At 72.2% G+C, this 15,566-nt stretch carries 15 protein-coding genes; 7 read left to right on the top strand and 8 right to left on the bottom strand.

Annotated elements, in window-relative coordinates; translation table 11 throughout:
- Window positions 1-5: 5 nt before the first annotated feature.
- From WME95_RS46050 to WME95_RS46025, 6 genes are all read right to left on the bottom strand, one after another.
- A complete protein-coding gene (locus WME95_RS46050) occupies window positions 6-2,054 on the bottom strand; it encodes a DCC1-like thiol-disulfide oxidoreductase family protein (RefSeq protein ID WP_437905541.1) in 2,049 nt (682 codons plus the stop codon).
- Window positions 2,051-3,163, bottom strand: a complete 1,113-nt coding sequence (locus tag WME95_RS46045) for a tryptophan 2,3-dioxygenase family protein (RefSeq protein WP_437719656.1) — start codon at window positions 3,161-3,163, stop codon at window positions 2,051-2,053. Before WME95_RS46045 ends, WME95_RS46050 begins: the two co-directional genes overlap by 4 nt.
- Before the next feature lie 233 nt (window positions 3,164-3,396).
- Window positions 3,397-4,083, bottom strand: a complete 687-nt coding sequence (locus tag WME95_RS46040; RefSeq protein WP_437905540.1) for a hypothetical protein — start codon at window positions 4,081-4,083, stop codon at window positions 3,397-3,399.
- Window positions 4,084-4,111: 28 nt separating this feature from the next.
- Window positions 4,112-4,624: a hypothetical protein gene (locus WME95_RS46035; RefSeq protein WP_437905539.1), complete on the bottom strand. Its 513-nt coding sequence runs from the start codon at window positions 4,622-4,624 to the stop codon at window positions 4,112-4,114.
- Window positions 4,625-4,768: 144 nt separating this feature from the next.
- Window positions 4,769-5,110, bottom strand: a complete 342-nt coding sequence (locus tag WME95_RS46030) for a hypothetical protein (protein ID WP_437905538.1) — start codon at window positions 5,108-5,110, stop codon at window positions 4,769-4,771.
- A 290-nt stretch (window positions 5,111-5,400) separates the two neighbouring features.
- Window positions 5,401-6,876: an MBOAT family O-acyltransferase gene (locus WME95_RS46025; protein ID WP_437905537.1), complete on the bottom strand. Its 1,476-nt coding sequence runs from the start codon at window positions 6,874-6,876 to the stop codon at window positions 5,401-5,403.
- A 368-nt stretch (window positions 6,877-7,244) separates the two neighbouring features.
- Here WME95_RS46025 and WME95_RS46020 point away from each other — a divergent pair, with 368 nt between their 5' ends.
- From WME95_RS46020 to WME95_RS46010, 3 genes are read left to right on the top strand one after another with little or no spacing between them, the layout of a single operon-like run.
- Window positions 7,245-7,805, top strand: coding sequence for a hypothetical protein (locus tag WME95_RS46020; protein ID WP_437905536.1), 561 nt, complete (start codon window positions 7,245-7,247; stop codon window positions 7,803-7,805).
- 3 nt (window positions 7,806-7,808) lie between these two features.
- Complete coding sequence (locus tag WME95_RS46015; RefSeq protein ID WP_437713298.1) at window positions 7,809-8,609, top strand: polysaccharide deacetylase family protein; 801 nt, start codon at window positions 7,809-7,811, stop codon at window positions 8,607-8,609.
- 34 nt (window positions 8,610-8,643) lie between these two features.
- A complete protein-coding gene (locus WME95_RS46010) occupies window positions 8,644-9,399 on the top strand; it encodes a SirB1 family protein (RefSeq protein WP_437713296.1) in 756 nt (251 codons plus the stop codon).
- A 71-nt stretch (window positions 9,400-9,470) separates the two neighbouring features.
- On the opposite strand, the gene WME95_RS46005 is transcribed toward WME95_RS46010, so the two are convergent.
- A complete protein-coding gene (locus WME95_RS46005) occupies window positions 9,471-10,994 on the bottom strand; it encodes an ATP-binding protein (RefSeq protein WP_437905535.1) in 1,524 nt (507 codons plus the stop codon).
- Window positions 10,995-11,347: 353 nt separating this feature from the next.
- Between WME95_RS46005 and WME95_RS46000 the strand changes: the two genes are divergently transcribed.
- The 4 genes from WME95_RS46000 (at window position 11,348) to WME95_RS45985 (ending at window position 15,012) form a co-directional block, all read left to right on the top strand.
- Entirely contained in the window at window positions 11,348-12,205 is an 858-nt protein-coding gene (locus tag WME95_RS46000; protein ID WP_437905534.1) for a CPBP family intramembrane glutamic endopeptidase, read from the top strand.
- A 611-nt stretch (window positions 12,206-12,816) separates the two neighbouring features.
- Window positions 12,817-13,722: an FG-GAP repeat domain-containing protein gene (locus WME95_RS45995; RefSeq protein ID WP_437905533.1), complete on the top strand. Its 906-nt coding sequence runs from the start codon at window positions 12,817-12,819 to the stop codon at window positions 13,720-13,722.
- Between the two features lie 421 nt (window positions 13,723-14,143).
- Complete coding sequence (locus tag WME95_RS45990) at window positions 14,144-14,575, top strand: hypothetical protein (RefSeq protein ID WP_437905532.1); 432 nt, start codon at window positions 14,144-14,146, stop codon at window positions 14,573-14,575.
- 56 nt (window positions 14,576-14,631) lie between these two features.
- Entirely contained in the window at window positions 14,632-15,012 is a 381-nt protein-coding gene (locus tag WME95_RS45985; protein WP_437905531.1) for a hypothetical protein, read from the top strand.
- Between the two features lie 113 nt (window positions 15,013-15,125).
- Here WME95_RS45985 and WME95_RS45980 read toward each other — a convergent pair whose 3' ends face one another.
- Window positions 15,126-15,557: a hypothetical protein gene (locus WME95_RS45980; protein ID WP_437905530.1), complete on the bottom strand. Its 432-nt coding sequence runs from the start codon at window positions 15,555-15,557 to the stop codon at window positions 15,126-15,128.
- Between the last annotated feature and the right edge of the window lie 9 nt (window positions 15,558-15,566).

The raw sequence follows: 15,566 nt of genomic DNA, 5'->3' as shown, positions 1-15,566 counted from the left end.
GCGCCTCAGTTCGGCTTGCCGTGGTGCCGGAGGACGCTCGGCGCGATGGGTAGGCTCCGCTCGCCCAGCTTTCCCGTGCCACCTCGCGAGTGTGAGAACAGCTTGTCCCGCTCGAAGCTGCTCGGCGCGGGCTCGCCCGGCGCGGGGATCGGCGCCGAGACCCAGTACGCATCGAAGCCCGACAGCGACGCCTCGCGCCCTTTGCCGGACGCCTGAGGCCCGCCCTTCGCGAGGTAGTCGCGGAAGGCGCGCTGGTAATCGGACCACTCCGGCCGCCGGATGCGATCGAGGTAATCGGACCAGAGCTGGCCGAGCCGCGCCCCGGAATGCCCCGCAGGCTGGAGCCGCGGCTCCTCCCCGGTCAGCGGATCGATCGGCTCCGACGCGCGCGTCTGGCCGTCGATCACCATCAGCGCGTTGGCCCGCGGCGGCTCGGGCGCCATCACGTTCCACCTCGCCAGCATGCGCGGCCACGACGCCACGCCCGCGAGCACCGCCCCCTGCGGGACGGCCGCCGCGCCGGGCAGCGGGTTCTCCTTCGCCGTCTGCGCCACCACCGCGGCGAGCACCACGAGCACCGCCGCCTCCCGCAGCGACCCCAGCGCGAGCCGCGCCGTCCGCACCGCCGGCGCAGGGACTTCCGGAGCGAGGCCCGCGTCGCCGCCGTCCGCTCCGCCCTCGTCGGGCAGCGGGACCCCGCACGCCTGCCGCCCGAGGAGCTCGCTGATGCGGTGCCTGCGGGCCGCGACGACGTCGTAGAGCGCGTTCAGGAGGTGCGAGACGCCCGGCAGCTTGAGCGGCCAGGCGAGCCAGCCGAGCGGCAACGCGAGGAGCCCCTCGGTCACCGCGGCGCCCCGCGTGTACACGCGCCCCTTCCTGTCGATCGCGAGCGCCGTCCGCTCCACGAGCTCCGGCGTGACCTCCTTCGGCATCGGCACGCGCTCCTCGGCCCCCGTCTGGTTGCGGACGTAGAGCTCGTCGAGCGTCACATTGCCCTGGAACGTCAGGTGCTCGCGCAGATCGAGCCGCTTGACCAGGCGCGCCAGGAGGAGGCAAACGCCGCAGTCGGCGTCGTACACGAGCGTGCGCGCGCGCCCCTCGCTCCAGGAGCGCTCGTACGCGTCCCAGAGCTCGCCGGGCAGCACGATCGGCGCCGCGGCGGCGAGCGCCCAGCCGAACAGCCCGAGATCGAAGAAGACCCCGAGGATCAGCCCGTGCAGGACCATCAGCGCGGCCGCGACCCCGCGCGTCCAGCGGAAGAGCGCCGGGACGAAGAGCAGCGCCGGGATCGCGAGCTGCATGGCCCACGTGCCGAACGTGAGCCCGCGCAGCGTGCCGAGCGGCAGGAGGTCGCGGAGCCAGATGCCCGCGTCGCTCGCCAGGCGCTCGGCGTGGAGCGCATAGTAGAACGCCGTCCCGTCGCGCCACGCATCGCCCCGCTGCTGGAGCGCCGTACAGAGGTAGATGAGGGCGAGCTGCAGAAGCACGGCCAGCGCGGCGAGCGACGTCGGCGACCACCCGGGCAGGCGCTCGGCCGCGATCTCGGCCTCCGAGGCCCTCGACCTGTCGTTCAGCTCCGTGTCGCGCTTCTCGTCCCGCAGCGCGAGCGAGGCGCGGAGGCTGTCGAGCGAGAAGCGGCTCCCGCACGGCAGGAACGCCGTGAGCGCGAGGATCGCGATCGCCGCGTAGTTGCCGGCGTTCTCGAGCAGGACGTTCCTCGACGTCAGGCTCACCAGCACGAGCAGCGAGAGCACGTGGAAGACGCGCGTCCTGTGGCCGATGAGGAACAGGGCGTAGACGATGAGCGCCAGCGAGAAGGCGAAGTGGGCCTCTCCCTCCGTCGAGATGGCGTGGAACAGGCTGAAGACCTGCTGCTTGCCCCGGAGGTTGAAGAGGTGGTTGTGGTTCGGGAGGACGCCCTCGTTCGAGTAGAAGTCCCGCACCCATCGCCACCGACCGAAGAGGTCGGCGATAAGGACCAGCCCGAAGGTGATGCGAAACAACCCGAGCGAACGGGCATCAAGACGCAAGAAGTGATCGCGAAGTGATTTCACGGAGAATCCTCGACACGGAATCCGTAATCCGATGCGTGCTCGAGCTCAGGGACGCTCGGCTTACGCAAGAGCAGGGAGCGCACCGTCCAGAGATCGCCGAAGACGCGGTAGCGCAGCGCGGTCTGGTCGAGGTAATCGACGCCCGCGGAGCCGCCCGTGCCGGTGCGCCGGCCGATCACCCGCTCGACCATCCGCGCGTGGCGCTGCCGCCAGATGAGCATGGCCTGCTCCATCTCCAGGATCCGGTCGAGCACCTCGCGCGGCCACGCGAGCCGGGGCAGCTCGCGGTAGCTCTCGATGAAGACGATCGCCGCGCGGACCGCCCGGCGCTTCTCGCGCGTGGCCGCGTCGGCCGCCGGATCGTCCTCGGCGAGCAGGAACGCCTCGGCGGCCGCGCTCTCCGCCTCGTAGCGCGCGCGGAGCCGCTCGACGTCCGGCGGGGTGAGCGCCTTGTCGATCGCCATCTGGACGCGGCGCTCGTTCTCCTGGCGCATCGAGCGCGTGTAGCCGCGCAGGAAGCTCATGACGCCTTCCGGCTCGCTCGATCCGTCGATCGGCGTCCGCGAGAGCCACTCGTCCAGGAAGTGCTTGAGGCTCGGCCCGCTCGCGAGCCTCGCCTCCACGCGGCGCGTGGCCGCCGAGGGCGCGCCGTCCGCGGTCTTGAGCGCCTCCTTGTAGCTGCCCTCCCGGCCGAGCGGGATCCGGAGCGCGTCGTCGAGGCCCAGCACGAGCTCGATCTCGCGCAGTTGCGCCGACTGGAAGCCGCTCGCGGGGATGAGGCGATCGCGGAAATCGAGGTAATCGCGGGTCGTGAGCGTCTCCATGACCCGGAAGTGCTCGATCGCCTGCTCGAAGATGGTGACGACCCGCCGGAACGAGCGCGCCGCGGAGGCGAGCTTCTGATCGGGCACCGGGTTCTGGCGGAAGAGCTCGCGCGCCGAGGTGAGCTCCCGGAGGATGAGCTTGAACCAGAGCTCGTAGATCTGGTGGACGACGATGAACAGGGCCTCGTCGTTGCCGACCTTCTGCTCGTCGTCGTCGAATCCACCCTGGAGGGCGAGCAGCTCCTCGACGTGGATGTAATCCCAGTAATTCATGTCCTTGGTGATTCGAGAGGCGCCGCCAGCGGCGTTCGTGCGGCGTGTTCGCAGCAAGCGGTGCGCCCGCGCCACGAGCGGCGCCGGGAGTCTACTTCCCGCCCCCCAGGAAACGGAAGGGCCTGGCACGGGTCGCACGGATTGCGCGTCTGCGCAAAAAGCAACGGGATGCGCCGCCGGGCGAGCGCGCGCGGCGTGGCGCGGCGCACGCGGGCGCCCTCCACCGCGGAGCGCGCGCGGCGCGCTCAGGGCGCGCTCGCGCCGCCGGGAGGCGGATCGGCCGGGGCGCGCCGCACACCGTCGGGGCCCATGTCGATGGGCGGCGCGTAGCTCTTGAGCTCGGCCCGCTCGTAGCTCGCCCCGCCCGCGGCCTCGATCACCACCACGCCGACGTCCGGGCAGAACGTCGACACGTAGCGCGCGGGCCTGTCGCCGAGGCGCTCCTCCACGGTCTGCACGCACCCCGTGAACCGCCCCGCGGGCACCTCGATCGCCACGTCGACCGCGGCGATCCGCGCGCGGCCGCCGTGCTCGCCGGTCCACGTGGTGCCGGGCGCGATCGGCTCCTTGAGCACGAAGACGCCCGTGTCGCCGCGGATGACACCCTCGCCGGTGAACTCGAAGCGCTTCACGCCCGAGGGGAACCGGAGCTCGCCGCGGCGCGCGTCCGCGCGGTGCACGCGCGCGACGAGGAGGCCCTGCTCGCCGCCCTCGCTCAGGGTCGCGTAGTGGTAGATGTGCCCGTCGACGAGCGGGAAGTAGCGCTCGGCCCGCGTGCCCGAGGCGGCGCCCCGCTGCCCGTCGGGCGCCGCGTTCCACGCCGCGGGCCGACCCGGGCCGGGGGCGCCTCCGCAGGCGATCAGCGCGAGCGCGAGCGCGGCGAGCCACCGCGCGGGGGGGCGGCCTGAGGGACGTCCGGGCTCGGCGTTCACCGCGCTGCCTCCTAGGTCGTCACGGGCGTCACGGGGCCGCGTGGCCGTGGGACCAGTACCAGAGCGCGAGGAACGCGAGCAGCGCCATGGCCGCGACGAGCAGGACGACGGCGAGCGGGTCGGGGTCGATCCGGCGCAGCAGCGCCCGCGCCGCGCGGCGGAGCTCGTCGCGCTCGCGCTCCTGCTGCTCCGCCAGGTCATGCGAGGATTTCACCTCGTCGCGCGCCCGGTAGGGATGGTCCTCTTCCGGAGGCTGGCGGCTCGGCCTGTCGCGCTCGATCTCCCCGGCCAAGAGCCGCCTCGCGCCTTCCCGGACCAGCGCGTAGTCGCCGCGCTCGAACGCCTGCTCGAGGCGCTCGATCTCGGGATGGCGAGGGCGCGCCGGCGCGGCGTCGCCGGGGGGCGGCGCCGCCTTCTCGTCGCGCCGCTTCCCGCGCTTCTTCGTCGGGCGCCGCGGCTCGACGTCGGACTGCGCGTCCGGCGGCGAGCTCGCATCCGGCTCGGGCCGGGCGTCGGTGTCGGCCTGCTCCGTGTCCGTCACGTACAGCTCTCGGTGGTGATGTAGGCCATGGCCGAACCCGCGGCAGATCCCCGGGACGGCGCAGGCTACCTCAGGCCCGGCCGCGCGTGCCCGAAAAAGGCCCGAAAAGCCGCTGTCCGCCGGCGGCAAGCGCCGGGCCCCGGCCTACTCGAACGGCAGCCGGTTCCGCTGCCGGTCGACCTCGGCCGGATCCGGGCGATCTCGCCACGGGACCATCGCCTCGCCCTCGCCGCTCACCACGCAGCGGAGCGCCTCGCAGGCGGCCCGGTAGTACGCCTTGCGACCGCAGCCGACGGCCTTGAAATGACCGCCGAGCTGCTCCTCGATGCGGACGTCCTTGTCGGCGCAATCGAGGTCGGAGGTGGCGCGCGCCCGGATCATCGGCATCGCGTTCGCCGGCACGTTGGACACGCTGCACGCGGGCGAGAGCGCGCCGGCGAGGAGGACGGCGAGGGGGGCGAGGGCGGCGAGAGGGGGCGGGCGCACGGCGAGAGCGTAATGCACCGTTCGGCTCGAAATCCCGAGAAATGAACCACGGCGAGCCGGCGAGCCCGCCGCGCTCGCCCTCGATCCCGGCGCCCTCCGCCTCTCGCGCGGCCTGGCCCGCCCGCTCCCTCGGCCCCGTCGCGCACGCTCTGCACACGCGCCGCAGAGCGGCGGTCACCCGCACAGGAGACGGGTCCAGATCGGCGTTTTCGGCGCGGAAGCGCACTCCGGTGCGCTGAGCACCGAAAACGCCGAGATGGGCCCGTATCCGAAGCGGGTGACCGCAGCTCTCAGAACTGGAAGTAGACGAACGGCACCGCGGCCGCGCTCGCCGCCTCGTGGAGCCCGATCGCGACGAGGAACAGCAGCGCGCCCTGCACCGGCGCAGGCGCCGCGATGAAGGCGCCGCGCGCGCGCTCGTAGAGGCGCTCCGGCACGTAATGGGACAGGAGCGCGACCCCGAGGAGCGCGACAAGCACGGGCGGGAGGTTCGGGTGGAAGGTCGTCAGCGTGCCGATCTGCCGCAGGATGAGCACGGCCTGCGAGAACGTCGGCACGCGGAAGAAGATCCACGCGAAGCAGACGTAGTGGAACGTCAGCAGCACGCACAGCGCGCGGAGCGGGACGCGGGAGAGGGGCGAGCCCGCGGTCGCGGCTCCGCGCTCGCCCTCGCCGACCGGTCGCCGGCGCTGGACCGCGCGCTGGAAGGCGCGCGTCACGGCGAGGCCGAGGCCGTGGAGGAAGCCCCAGAAGACGAAGTTCCACGACGCCCCGTGCCAGAGGCCGCCGAGCAGCATCGTGATCATCAGATTGCGGTACGTCGCCAGCTCGGAGCCGCGGTTGCCGCCGAGCGGGATGTACAGGTAGTCGCGGAGCCAGGTGGAGAGCGAGATGTGCCAGCGGCGCCAGAAATCGGCGAGGTTGTGCGCCTTGTACGGCGCGTCGAAGTTCTTCGGGAACCGCACGCCGAGCAGGAGCGCCGAGCCGATCGCGATGTCGGTGTAGCCCGAGAAATCGCAGTAGATCTGCGCGGCGTAGCCGTAGACGCCCGCGAGGACCTCCAGGGCCGAGTAGTTCTCCGGGCGCTCGAACACGCGGTCGACGAGGTTGAGCGCGAGCTGGTCGGAGAGGACGACCTTCTTCACGAGGCCGATCGCGACGAGGAACAGGCCCTCCCCGCCCTCCTCGAGGGTGAGGCTCGGGGCGCGCTCGAACTGCGGGAGCAGGTCCCGCGGGCGGACGATCGGCCCGGCGACGAGGTGCGGGAAGAAGGCGACGAAGAGCAGGTAGCGGAGGTAGCTCTTGTGGGGCGGGAGCTCGCCCCGGTACACGTCGACGACGTAGCTCATCGACTCGAACGTGAAGAACGAGATGCCGACCGGCGGCAGGAGCACCCGGAACGCGTGGCCCACGCTCGCCGGCTCGCCCGTGAGCAGGGCGCGGAGGGCCGCGGCGTTCTCGATCGCGAAGTTCCAGTACTTGAAGAACCCCAGGAACCCGAGGTTCAGCGCCACGGTGGCGATGAGCATCGCGCGCCGCGCCCGGGGCCGCTCCTCGCGGGCGATCGCGCGGGCGAGCAGGAAGTCGACCGTGGACGAGGCGAAGATGAGCGGCAGGTAGCGCCAGTCCCAGGCCGCGTAGAACCCGTAGCTCACGAGCAGCAGGAACACGAGGCGCGGCCAGGCGCCGGCGTACCGCACGAGCGCCCACGATCCGACGAAGACGGCGGCGAAGAACTCGGCGTAACGGAGGGTATTGAAGAGCACGGCCGGTCGGAGCCCGGGTCAGGCTGCGGCGAGGGGCGCGGCGCGCGGCGGGGCCGAGCGCGTTGTCGAGGAGGAGCGGGCTACCCGGGCGGTGGGGGCCGTCTACCACAGGGAGCGCGGCGCGGTCGCTCTCCTGGCGCGGCCCGATGGCGCCGCGCGGTCGCGCTCACAACGCGGCGCCCTGCGGAACGGCGGCCGAACAGCGCGGAACCGCCAGGAACCCCGCGGAACAGCGCTGAACGGCGCGGAACCCCGCGGAACAGCGCCGAACGGCGCCGGGAACGCGACCGCGCGGGGCCGCGTTTCAACGGCGCCATGGCGCCGCGCGATGTTGAACGGCGCCCCGCGTCGTGCCAAGGATGGATCTGATGCTGGGTCGCCTGATCCTCGGGGTTGTGAAGGGGCTCATCGTGGGGGGCCTGCTGGGCTTCGCGCTGGCAAAGCTCGGCTTCGCCGCGCCCATGGCGATCGTCGCCTACCTGGCCGCGGCGCTCGCCGGGGTCCTCGTGGGCCTGATCGCGGGCAAGCCCATCTGGGCGAAGGACGCGAAGATCGAGGCGGGGATGAAGGCCTTCGTCGGGGCGCTGCTCGGCGCTGGCCTGATGTACGCCGCGCGCAGGTGGCTCACGGTGCCGGTGCCGCTGCCGCTCGGCGAGCTCGGGGGCGCGAACCTGTCGCTCGGCGAGGCCGCGGGGGGCACCGGGACGTTCGGCGGCCTGGCGGTCACGTCGCTCGCCGCGATCGCCGCGCTGCTCGGCGGCTTCTACGAGGCCGACAACGACCCCTCCGACGAGGAAAAGCCGGGCGCGAAGCCGGCGGTGAAGGCGGCGGCCGGGGGCAACAACAAGCGCATCGCCGCCTCCGCCGCGGCGGACGAGCTCGACGACGACTTCGAGGTCGAGCCCGAGAAGAAGCGCGCGAAGAAGTAGCCGGTGCCGTTCGCGCGGGCCCTCCTCTACGCGGCGTCGCTCGGCGCGCTCGCGCTGGTCGCGCGCTCGCTGCTCGTCGCGCCGGTGCCCATGGCGGTCGCGGGCGCGGCCATCGCCGGCTACCTCGCGCTCGTCCTGTGCGGGGTCTTCTTCCTCGGGCTCGGGATGTTCGTCGACGTCGTGAAGCGCGGCCCGCCCGGCGCGCGGGGCGTGGCGCTGACGTTCGACGACGGGCCGAGCCCGGAGCACACGCCGGCGGTCCTCGCGCTCCTCGACGAGGCGGGCGTGAAGGCGACGTTCTTCGTCATCGGCCGCAAGGCCGAGGCCCACCCGGAGCTCGTCCGCGAGATCGCGGCGCGGGGCCACGCCGTCGCCCTGCACAGCCACGCGCACGACCGGCTCTTCTCGCTGCGCTCGGCCCGCCGGGTCGAGCGCGACCTCCGGCAGAACCTCGACGTCATCGAGCGGATCACCGGCGCCCGCCCCACCCTCTTCAGGCCGCCGGTCGGCCACACGAGCCCGCGCATCGCCCGCGTGGTGGACGCGCTCGACCTCGACGTAATCGGCTGGTCGGCGCGGGGGTTCGACGGGCTCGCCGGGGCGGACCCCGGGCGGGTGGCGGCGCGGATCATCCCGGGGCTCCGCGACGGGGCGATCGTGCTGCTCCACGACGCGGCCGAGCGCGACGATCACGCGCCCGCGGGGCCCCTGGCGCTCCCGCGCATCCTGGCGGCGATGGAGAAGCGCAACCTGGTCGGGGTCCGCGTCGACGCGTGGCTCGACGACGGCGCGCGGGACGCCTAGACCATCTCCGTCGGGTGGCGCTACGCTCGGTCCGATGGCCGCGCCGGTGAGTCTGACGCTCTTTGCGCATATCGCCGGGAGACCGGAGGACGAGCTCGACCTCGCCGAGGCGGCGCTCCTCATCGACGACGCCGCGTACCCGGGCCTCGACATCCCGCACTACCTCGGCGTGCTCGACCGGCTCGGCGGCGAGGCGCGGCGCGCTGTCGATCGCCCCCTGCGCGCCGCGGAGGCGACGCCGGGCAGCGGCCCCATCGAGCAGCTGCTCCGCTGGTTCTACGGCGACCTCGGGTTCCACGGCAACTCCGGGGACTACTACGACCCGAAGAACAGCTACCTGCACGAGGTCCTGGATCGCCGCACGGGCATCCCCATCACGCTGGCCGTCGTCCTCCTCGAGGTGTGCTGGCGCGCGGGCCTCGAGGCCCAGGGCGTCTCGTTCCCGGGCCATTTCCTGGTGAGGACGCCGGTCCGCGGCGGCGTGCTGCTCATCGACCCGTTCGAGGGCCGCCTGCTCGGCCGGGACGACCTGCGCGCGCTGCACACCCGCGCCACGGGCGCCACGCGCGATCCGGAGCCGCGGCTGCTCGTGCCCGCGCAGAAGCGGCAGATCCTCGTGCGCATGCTGAACAACCTGCGGTCGATCTACTCGAGCCGCTCGGACGCGTCGCGGCTGCGCAGCGTGCTCGAGCGGATGCAGGTGCTCGCGCCGACCGACGAGCTCCGGAAGGAGCTCGATCAGCTCGGCGGCGAGCGCCCCTGGCCGTCGTCGGGGCGGGGCGTGAACTGACGTGAACTGACGCAGGCCGACGCAGGCCGGCGTGAGCGAGCGTGGTCTCACGGCGGCTCGCTCGCCTCGCGCTACGCGGCCCCCGGCAGCAGCACCACGAACCGCGCCCCGCCGTCCGCGCCTCGCTCGACCCCGATCGTCCCGCCGGCCGCCTCCACGAGCCCCCGGCACACAGCGAGCCCGAGCCCCGTCCCCTCGCCGACCTCCTTGGTCGTGATGAACGGCTCGAACAGCGTCTCGCGGACCGCCTCCGCGATCCCCGGCCCGTTGTCCTCGACCTCGATCCGCGCGCCCCCGCCCGCGCCCCGCGACGCGCGCACCGCCACGCGCCCCCCGACGCGCGGCACCGCGTCGGCCGCGTTCAGGAGCAGGTTCAGGAGCACCTGCACGAGCTGCCCGTGCGCGAGCGCCACGGCCGGCACGTCGGGCGCGACGTCCCGCTCGAGCTCGATCGCGCGGAACGCCTTCTGCGGCGTGACGAGCGAGACGACGTCGCCGATCGCCTCCGCGACCGACCCCGAGGGGAGGTGCCCTGCCTCTCCATCGCCGCCGGCCTCGGCCGCGCCCCGCGCCGCGGGCCGGGCGAAGTCGAGCAGATCGCGCAGGATCTTGTGGATCCGCTCCGTCTCCCGCTTCATCCGCTCGACGAAGTCGCGCTCCTCGGCCGGCGTGAGGCCCCCGGCGAGCAGCAGATCCTGCAGGCCGAGGATCGCCGCGAGCGGGTTGCCGATCTCGTGCGCGAGCCCCGCCGCCAGGCGCCCCACGGACGCGAGCCGCTCCGAGCGGACCAGCCGCTCCTGCGCGCTCTTCAGGTCCGCCGCGTAGCGCTCGATCTCGGCGATCTTCGCCCGCAGCGACTCCTCGTCGGCGCGGAGGCGGCCCGTCATGAGCGCGAGGCTCGCGCCGAGCTCCGCGAGCTCCCGCGCGCCCGCCCGCGGCACTTCCAGGTCGCGCGCCCCGCCGGCCACGCGGCGCGCGGCCTCCGACACCGCGTCGATCGGCCGCACCACGAGGTGTGTCATCGAGATGTACGCGAACACGAGCAGCGCCAGCGCCACGATGCCCGTGTAGAGCGCCACGATCCGCACGAGCGGCGCGGCGGCCACCGTCGACGGGTCGGTCGGCACCAGCACGGCCACGGAGCCCGTCGACGTCGCGGGCGCCGGCTCCACGAGAGACGCCGCCGCGCGCGCAGGCTCCGGGACGACCACCAGGAGCGCATCGCCGCGCGCCGTGCGCACCGTCTTCAGCACCTCCGTGCCGCCCTCCACCGAGGCCGGCAGCGCCGCCACGATCTCCGGCTCCCCGGCGCGGACCGAGAGCGCCCCGGCCGCGTCGTAGACGCCGATCGCCGACGCCCCGTCCGGGCCGAGCTGCGCCTCGAGAAGGAGCGAGAGCTCCGGGGCGGAGCGGGTCGTCCGCGCGGCGGCCACGTGCCCGGCGATGGCGCGGCCGATCGCGCGGGCGCTCGACGCGCGCGCGCCGCTCATCGTTGCCCGCGTGAGGCTCGCCACGGCGAAGAAGAGCGGCAGGAACGCCAGGAGGAGCAGCGCGCCGAGCGCGAACAAGAGCTGAAGCCGGATCCCGAGCCGCACGGTGTGGTCTGCCCCCTGTCGTACCGTCCTCGCCCAGCTCGGCGCCCGCTCATCCGTGGCAGCGCGCCGGGCTCGGAGGAACGACCTCTCTGATAGCGGCATGCGCGCCCATGGCAAAGCTCGCGAGGCTCGCAAGGCTCGCGAGGTTCGCGAGGTTCGGACCGACGGCTGGGCCTGGCGTCCGCCGCGCTGGCCTGGTACCCGCCACGCCGAGCTGGTGCCCACCGCCGGAACGAGACGTGAACGACGTGAACCAACGTGAACCACGCTGGCTGTTACAACGGCGAACCTCTATGCGCTTGATCGCTCGCCGAGAGTCGTGACATCATGGCTGGTTCAATGGGGATAGTCTTATGAGCTTGCTCGAATCCTCCTCCGACGTGATCGACCCACACCATGTTCCTTTCCTCGCCGGCTCCGCCGCCCGCGACGCGCGCCCGTCGACCGGCCGGCGCGACCGCTCGACCGAGCGCGCTGGGCTGGCTGCGGCGGGCGACGCCGATCACGACCTGCTCCGCCTCGAGATCGAGCTCCTCCGCCGCGGCGGTCGGGACGCCCTGGAGCTGCGCCGGGAGCTCGCGGCGTTCTTCTTCGTCGTCATCGCCCTCTTCGGCGTCGCGCAGCTCGTCCGGGATCTCATCCGCGCCGATCTGCCGCCGCTGCTCCAGATGGGCTATTCGTGGGGTTTCTTGCTGCTGCTCCTCGTGCCGATCGGGTGGTTCGTCCGGCGGCAGCCGCTGCCGCTCGCGCGGCTCGGCGTGACGCTCTCGGGCGCGCGGCATAGCCTCCGCGAGGCGCTCGTCATCGCCGCCATGGCCTTCGCGGCGTGCCTCGCGCTCCGCGCGGGGCCGGCCCTGCGCGGCGAGCCGTGGCTCGACTGGGGCTCGGTCGCGGGGTATTCGGGCCTCGAGTTCGCGATCTTCCTCGCGAGTTATGGGCCGCACTGCCTGCTCCAGGAGTTCATCGCGCGCGGCGTGATCCAGACCTCGCTCGAGCGGCTCCTGCCCGACGCCGGGCGCCTCGCGCCCATCGTCGTCACCTCGGTGCTCTTCGGCGTGTTCCACCTGTATGTCTCGCTGGCCTTCGCGGTCATCACCTTCGCCGCGAGCGTCCTCTTCGGCCTCTTCTACGCGCGCCACCGCACCCTCGTCGGCGTCACCGCCGTCCATCTCACGGTCGGCCTCGCCAGCGTCGCCGCCGGCCTCAACTGACCCTCTCCGCGACAGGCAAGCACGTGGGCAGGATCCCCCCAGGTGTACGTCCCCGGTAGAGCCATCGCGTTCACGATCGCTTGCCCGTGACACAGGGCCTCGACGTCACGGTGTCCCGAAAGGCCTTTTCTTCCGAGGGCGGCGACCAGCGGCCAGAAGCGATCTCACCGGACGTGGCGCGCGCCCGGCACCCAGGGGGGGTGCCCTGCTCGATGAGCAGAGAAGCCCTGTGACGCGCTCGATGCGAGAAGCGGGGAGTGGCCTGGTGAGGTACCATGTGGTGACCGCGCCGAGATCGGGCGCACAACATGGTCTCTATGGCCTTGCGCTTGCTCTCCGCCCGCGCACGTGCTCGGCGTGCTCAGGGTCGCGGACCGGATGGGATCTCCCGTGCCGGCGTCTGCGCCCGCGCCCGAGCCGCAAGCGAGGCGAGTGTGAGGAGGTCTGCGGCTACAGGGGCTGCGCTGTGCGCGATCGCTGCGGTTCACCCCATGCCGGCCTGCACGCCGGGCGTCGAGCCGGACCACGACCGCTGGTCCGCCGAGCCGGCGGCGTCGTCCCTGGGACGCGCGACGCAGCGGGCGAGCAGGGCTGGGTGGAAGGCCACTCGTATGAATGACTTCAATCGCGACGAGATGGTGGATGTGCTCTGGGAGCACCCCGAGAAGAGCCTGGCGGCGATCTGGCTGATGGAGGGGACCCAGCTGGTCGCGCCGGGGCCGGTCATCCCGGGGCCGATCGGCCAGGGCTGGGAGGCGGTCAATGCCGGTGACTTCAATTCCGACGGCATGGCGGATGTGCTCTGGCGCAGCGCGGAGCAGAACCTGGTGGCCATATGGCTGATGGAAGGGAGCCAGCTGCTCTCGCCGGGGCCGATCCTCCCGGGGCCGATCGGCCGGGGCTGGAAGGTCGTCGCGGTGGGCGATCTGAACCGCGACGGCATGGCGGATGTGCTCTGGAACGACAAAGAACAGAACGTGATGACGACATGGGCGATGGATGGGTCTCAGCTGCTCGCGCCGGGGCCGATCATCCCGGGGCCGCTCGGCCAGGGCTGGGTGGCGCGCGCCGCGAGGGACTTCAACCGCGACGGCATGGCAGACGTGCTCTGGGAGAACACGGAGCAGAGCCTGATAGCCGTCTGGCTGATGGACGGCGTTCAGCTGCTCGCGCCGGGGCCGGTCATCCCCGGGCTCGGCGGCGGCTTTCACGTCGTCACCGCGCGGGACTACAACGCCGACGGCATGGCGGACGTGCTCTGGAACGACAAGGAGCTGAACCTCATGGCCGTCTGGCTGATGGAGGGCAGCACCCTGGTGATCTCGGCAGGACCGGTGATCCCGGGGCCGCTCGGCCGCGGCTGGGAAGCATGCCCCGCCGCCGACAGCAATTTCGACGGCATGGCGGACGTGCTCTGGTCCGCCACAGGAACGAACCAGGCGGCTGTCTGGTTGATGAACGGCACTCAGCTGCTCGCGCCGGGGGCGGTGTTTCTAGGGCCCGACGACGGCGGGTGACAGGGCGCCGCCCCACGTCCGCTGCGCTGCCTCCGCGTCGGTGGCGCCGGCGGCGCCGGCGTCGCGGACGACGCGGCGGCAGCGAGGAGACGGAGGAGCGCTGAAAGCCGATGTTGCGCAACAATTTCGGGCACTTACGTCCGCGCCCGACCGTCCCCGCGACGATCCCTCCGGAGGGCGCAGCAATGATGAATACAGCGTGGCTGTCCAGGAGGCGCAGGGCGCGCAGGAGATTCTTGTTACCTCGGGTCAGCGCCGTGATTTGTCATTGACAGCCGCGAATCGCTTTGCTCTTCCTTTTAATGCTGCCCTTCTGAACCGACCGGGACGTACATGACCGCCGCATGCTCCGCGACCGCCCTCTCGTACGAGTTCATCCGCGTTTCGGTCCAGCGTGGCGTTCGTCGGGACGGAGGCGGCCTTGGCGCGCGGGATTGAGCTGGATCGTTCGCGCTATCCGCTGGTCGTGATGCGGGCCGGCGAGCACTACACCCAGGACGATTGGGACGTGCTGATGAGGGGCATGATCCAGCTCATCGTGTCGGGGCCGTTCGGCCTGATCAACGACACGCGCGGCAGCAGCATGCCGAACGCCCTGCAGCGGCGAGCCGTCGCGCAGATGTACGCCGACTACGAGCGGCAGGCGCGCGCGCACCTGCTCGCGTCCGGCATCGTGGGCGACTCCAGCCTGGTGAACGGCATCCTGACCGCGCTCAACTGGCTGAAGCCGCCGCCGCATCCCGTCAGGGTCTTCTCGTCGATGACCGACGCGGAGCGCTGGGTGCTCCAGCATTTCAACGTCGAGCTCCGCCGGCAAGCCCAGGCGCCGAGCGTCGAGCACAGGGTCGGCTGACCTGCACACGAGCGCACGCGAGTTACCGGCGCGGCGCGAGCGTGGCGCCCTGGGCGGTGACGATCGCCCGCCGGCTGTTCATCGAACACCTGCGCTTCGCCCGGCGCGAGCGGCTCGACGCGCCCGACACGCTGGACGGCGCCACGCCCACGCGCACCGCGGTCCCGCCCGACGAGGAGCTCGCCACGCGCCGGATGGCGGGCGCGGTCGAGCAGGTGCTCGGGGGGCTCCCGGCACGCCAGGTCGAGGCGTTCCGGCCGGTGCCGAGGAGGGGCGCAACCTCGACGAGGCCGCGGCGCGGCTCGGGGCTGCCGAGATGGCGGCTCGCCTCTGCGGCCCACTGGGCACGGGCGAGCATCCGCCGCCACCTCGGCGAGGCGTGGTGGGTCGCGTGGGGAAAGGAGACCGGGAACGGTGAGGATCTCCCGGGGCGGTAGATCAGGAGAGCTGGGCCGGATCGAGGACGAGATGGCCGGCATGGGCGAAACAGTGGCGCGGAACTCGTCGAGGAATCTCCAGAGCTGTTCTCAGGCTTCTTCGGCCTACGACGTCAGTTGGGCAGATACCTCCTGAGGGCGTCAACATCGCTCGATTCGATGCCGCTTCGATGGCAAGCCGACGCAACCTGTCGAGCAGTTCGTCGCACCTGAGCCGCGAAATCAGGCAAGTCGATGTATTCCTCATGCACGACACCCGCACCGCGTCGATCCTCAGTGCAGCGCAACAGCGCGGCATTGCCATCCTGCCGCGTTAGCGTGATCCAGTAGGGGCCGTCCATGAATCGAAGCACCGCCTCGTGGTCAACGCCCCGCTCGAGCTTCTCAAGTGCGTCCAACCACCAGGTGGCGATGACCACCACGAAGTCGCTCCATCGTTCCCCAGGAAACGGATATCCACTGAAGTCGAAGTAGAGCACGCCGGTTATCGAGCGGCTCGCGTTGTCCCCTTGCTCGAGCGTCGATTCATCGAACACAATACGCATCGTCTGCTC

This window comes from Sorangium sp. So ce327 (assembly GCF_051530205.1).
GTDB classification, from domain to species: domain Bacteria; phylum Myxococcota_A; class Polyangia; order Polyangiales; family Polyangiaceae; genus Sorangium; species Sorangium cellulosum_B.
The sequence above is the reverse complement of the archived record's forward strand: the minus strand, read 5'-3'. Positions and strand labels throughout refer to the sequence as shown.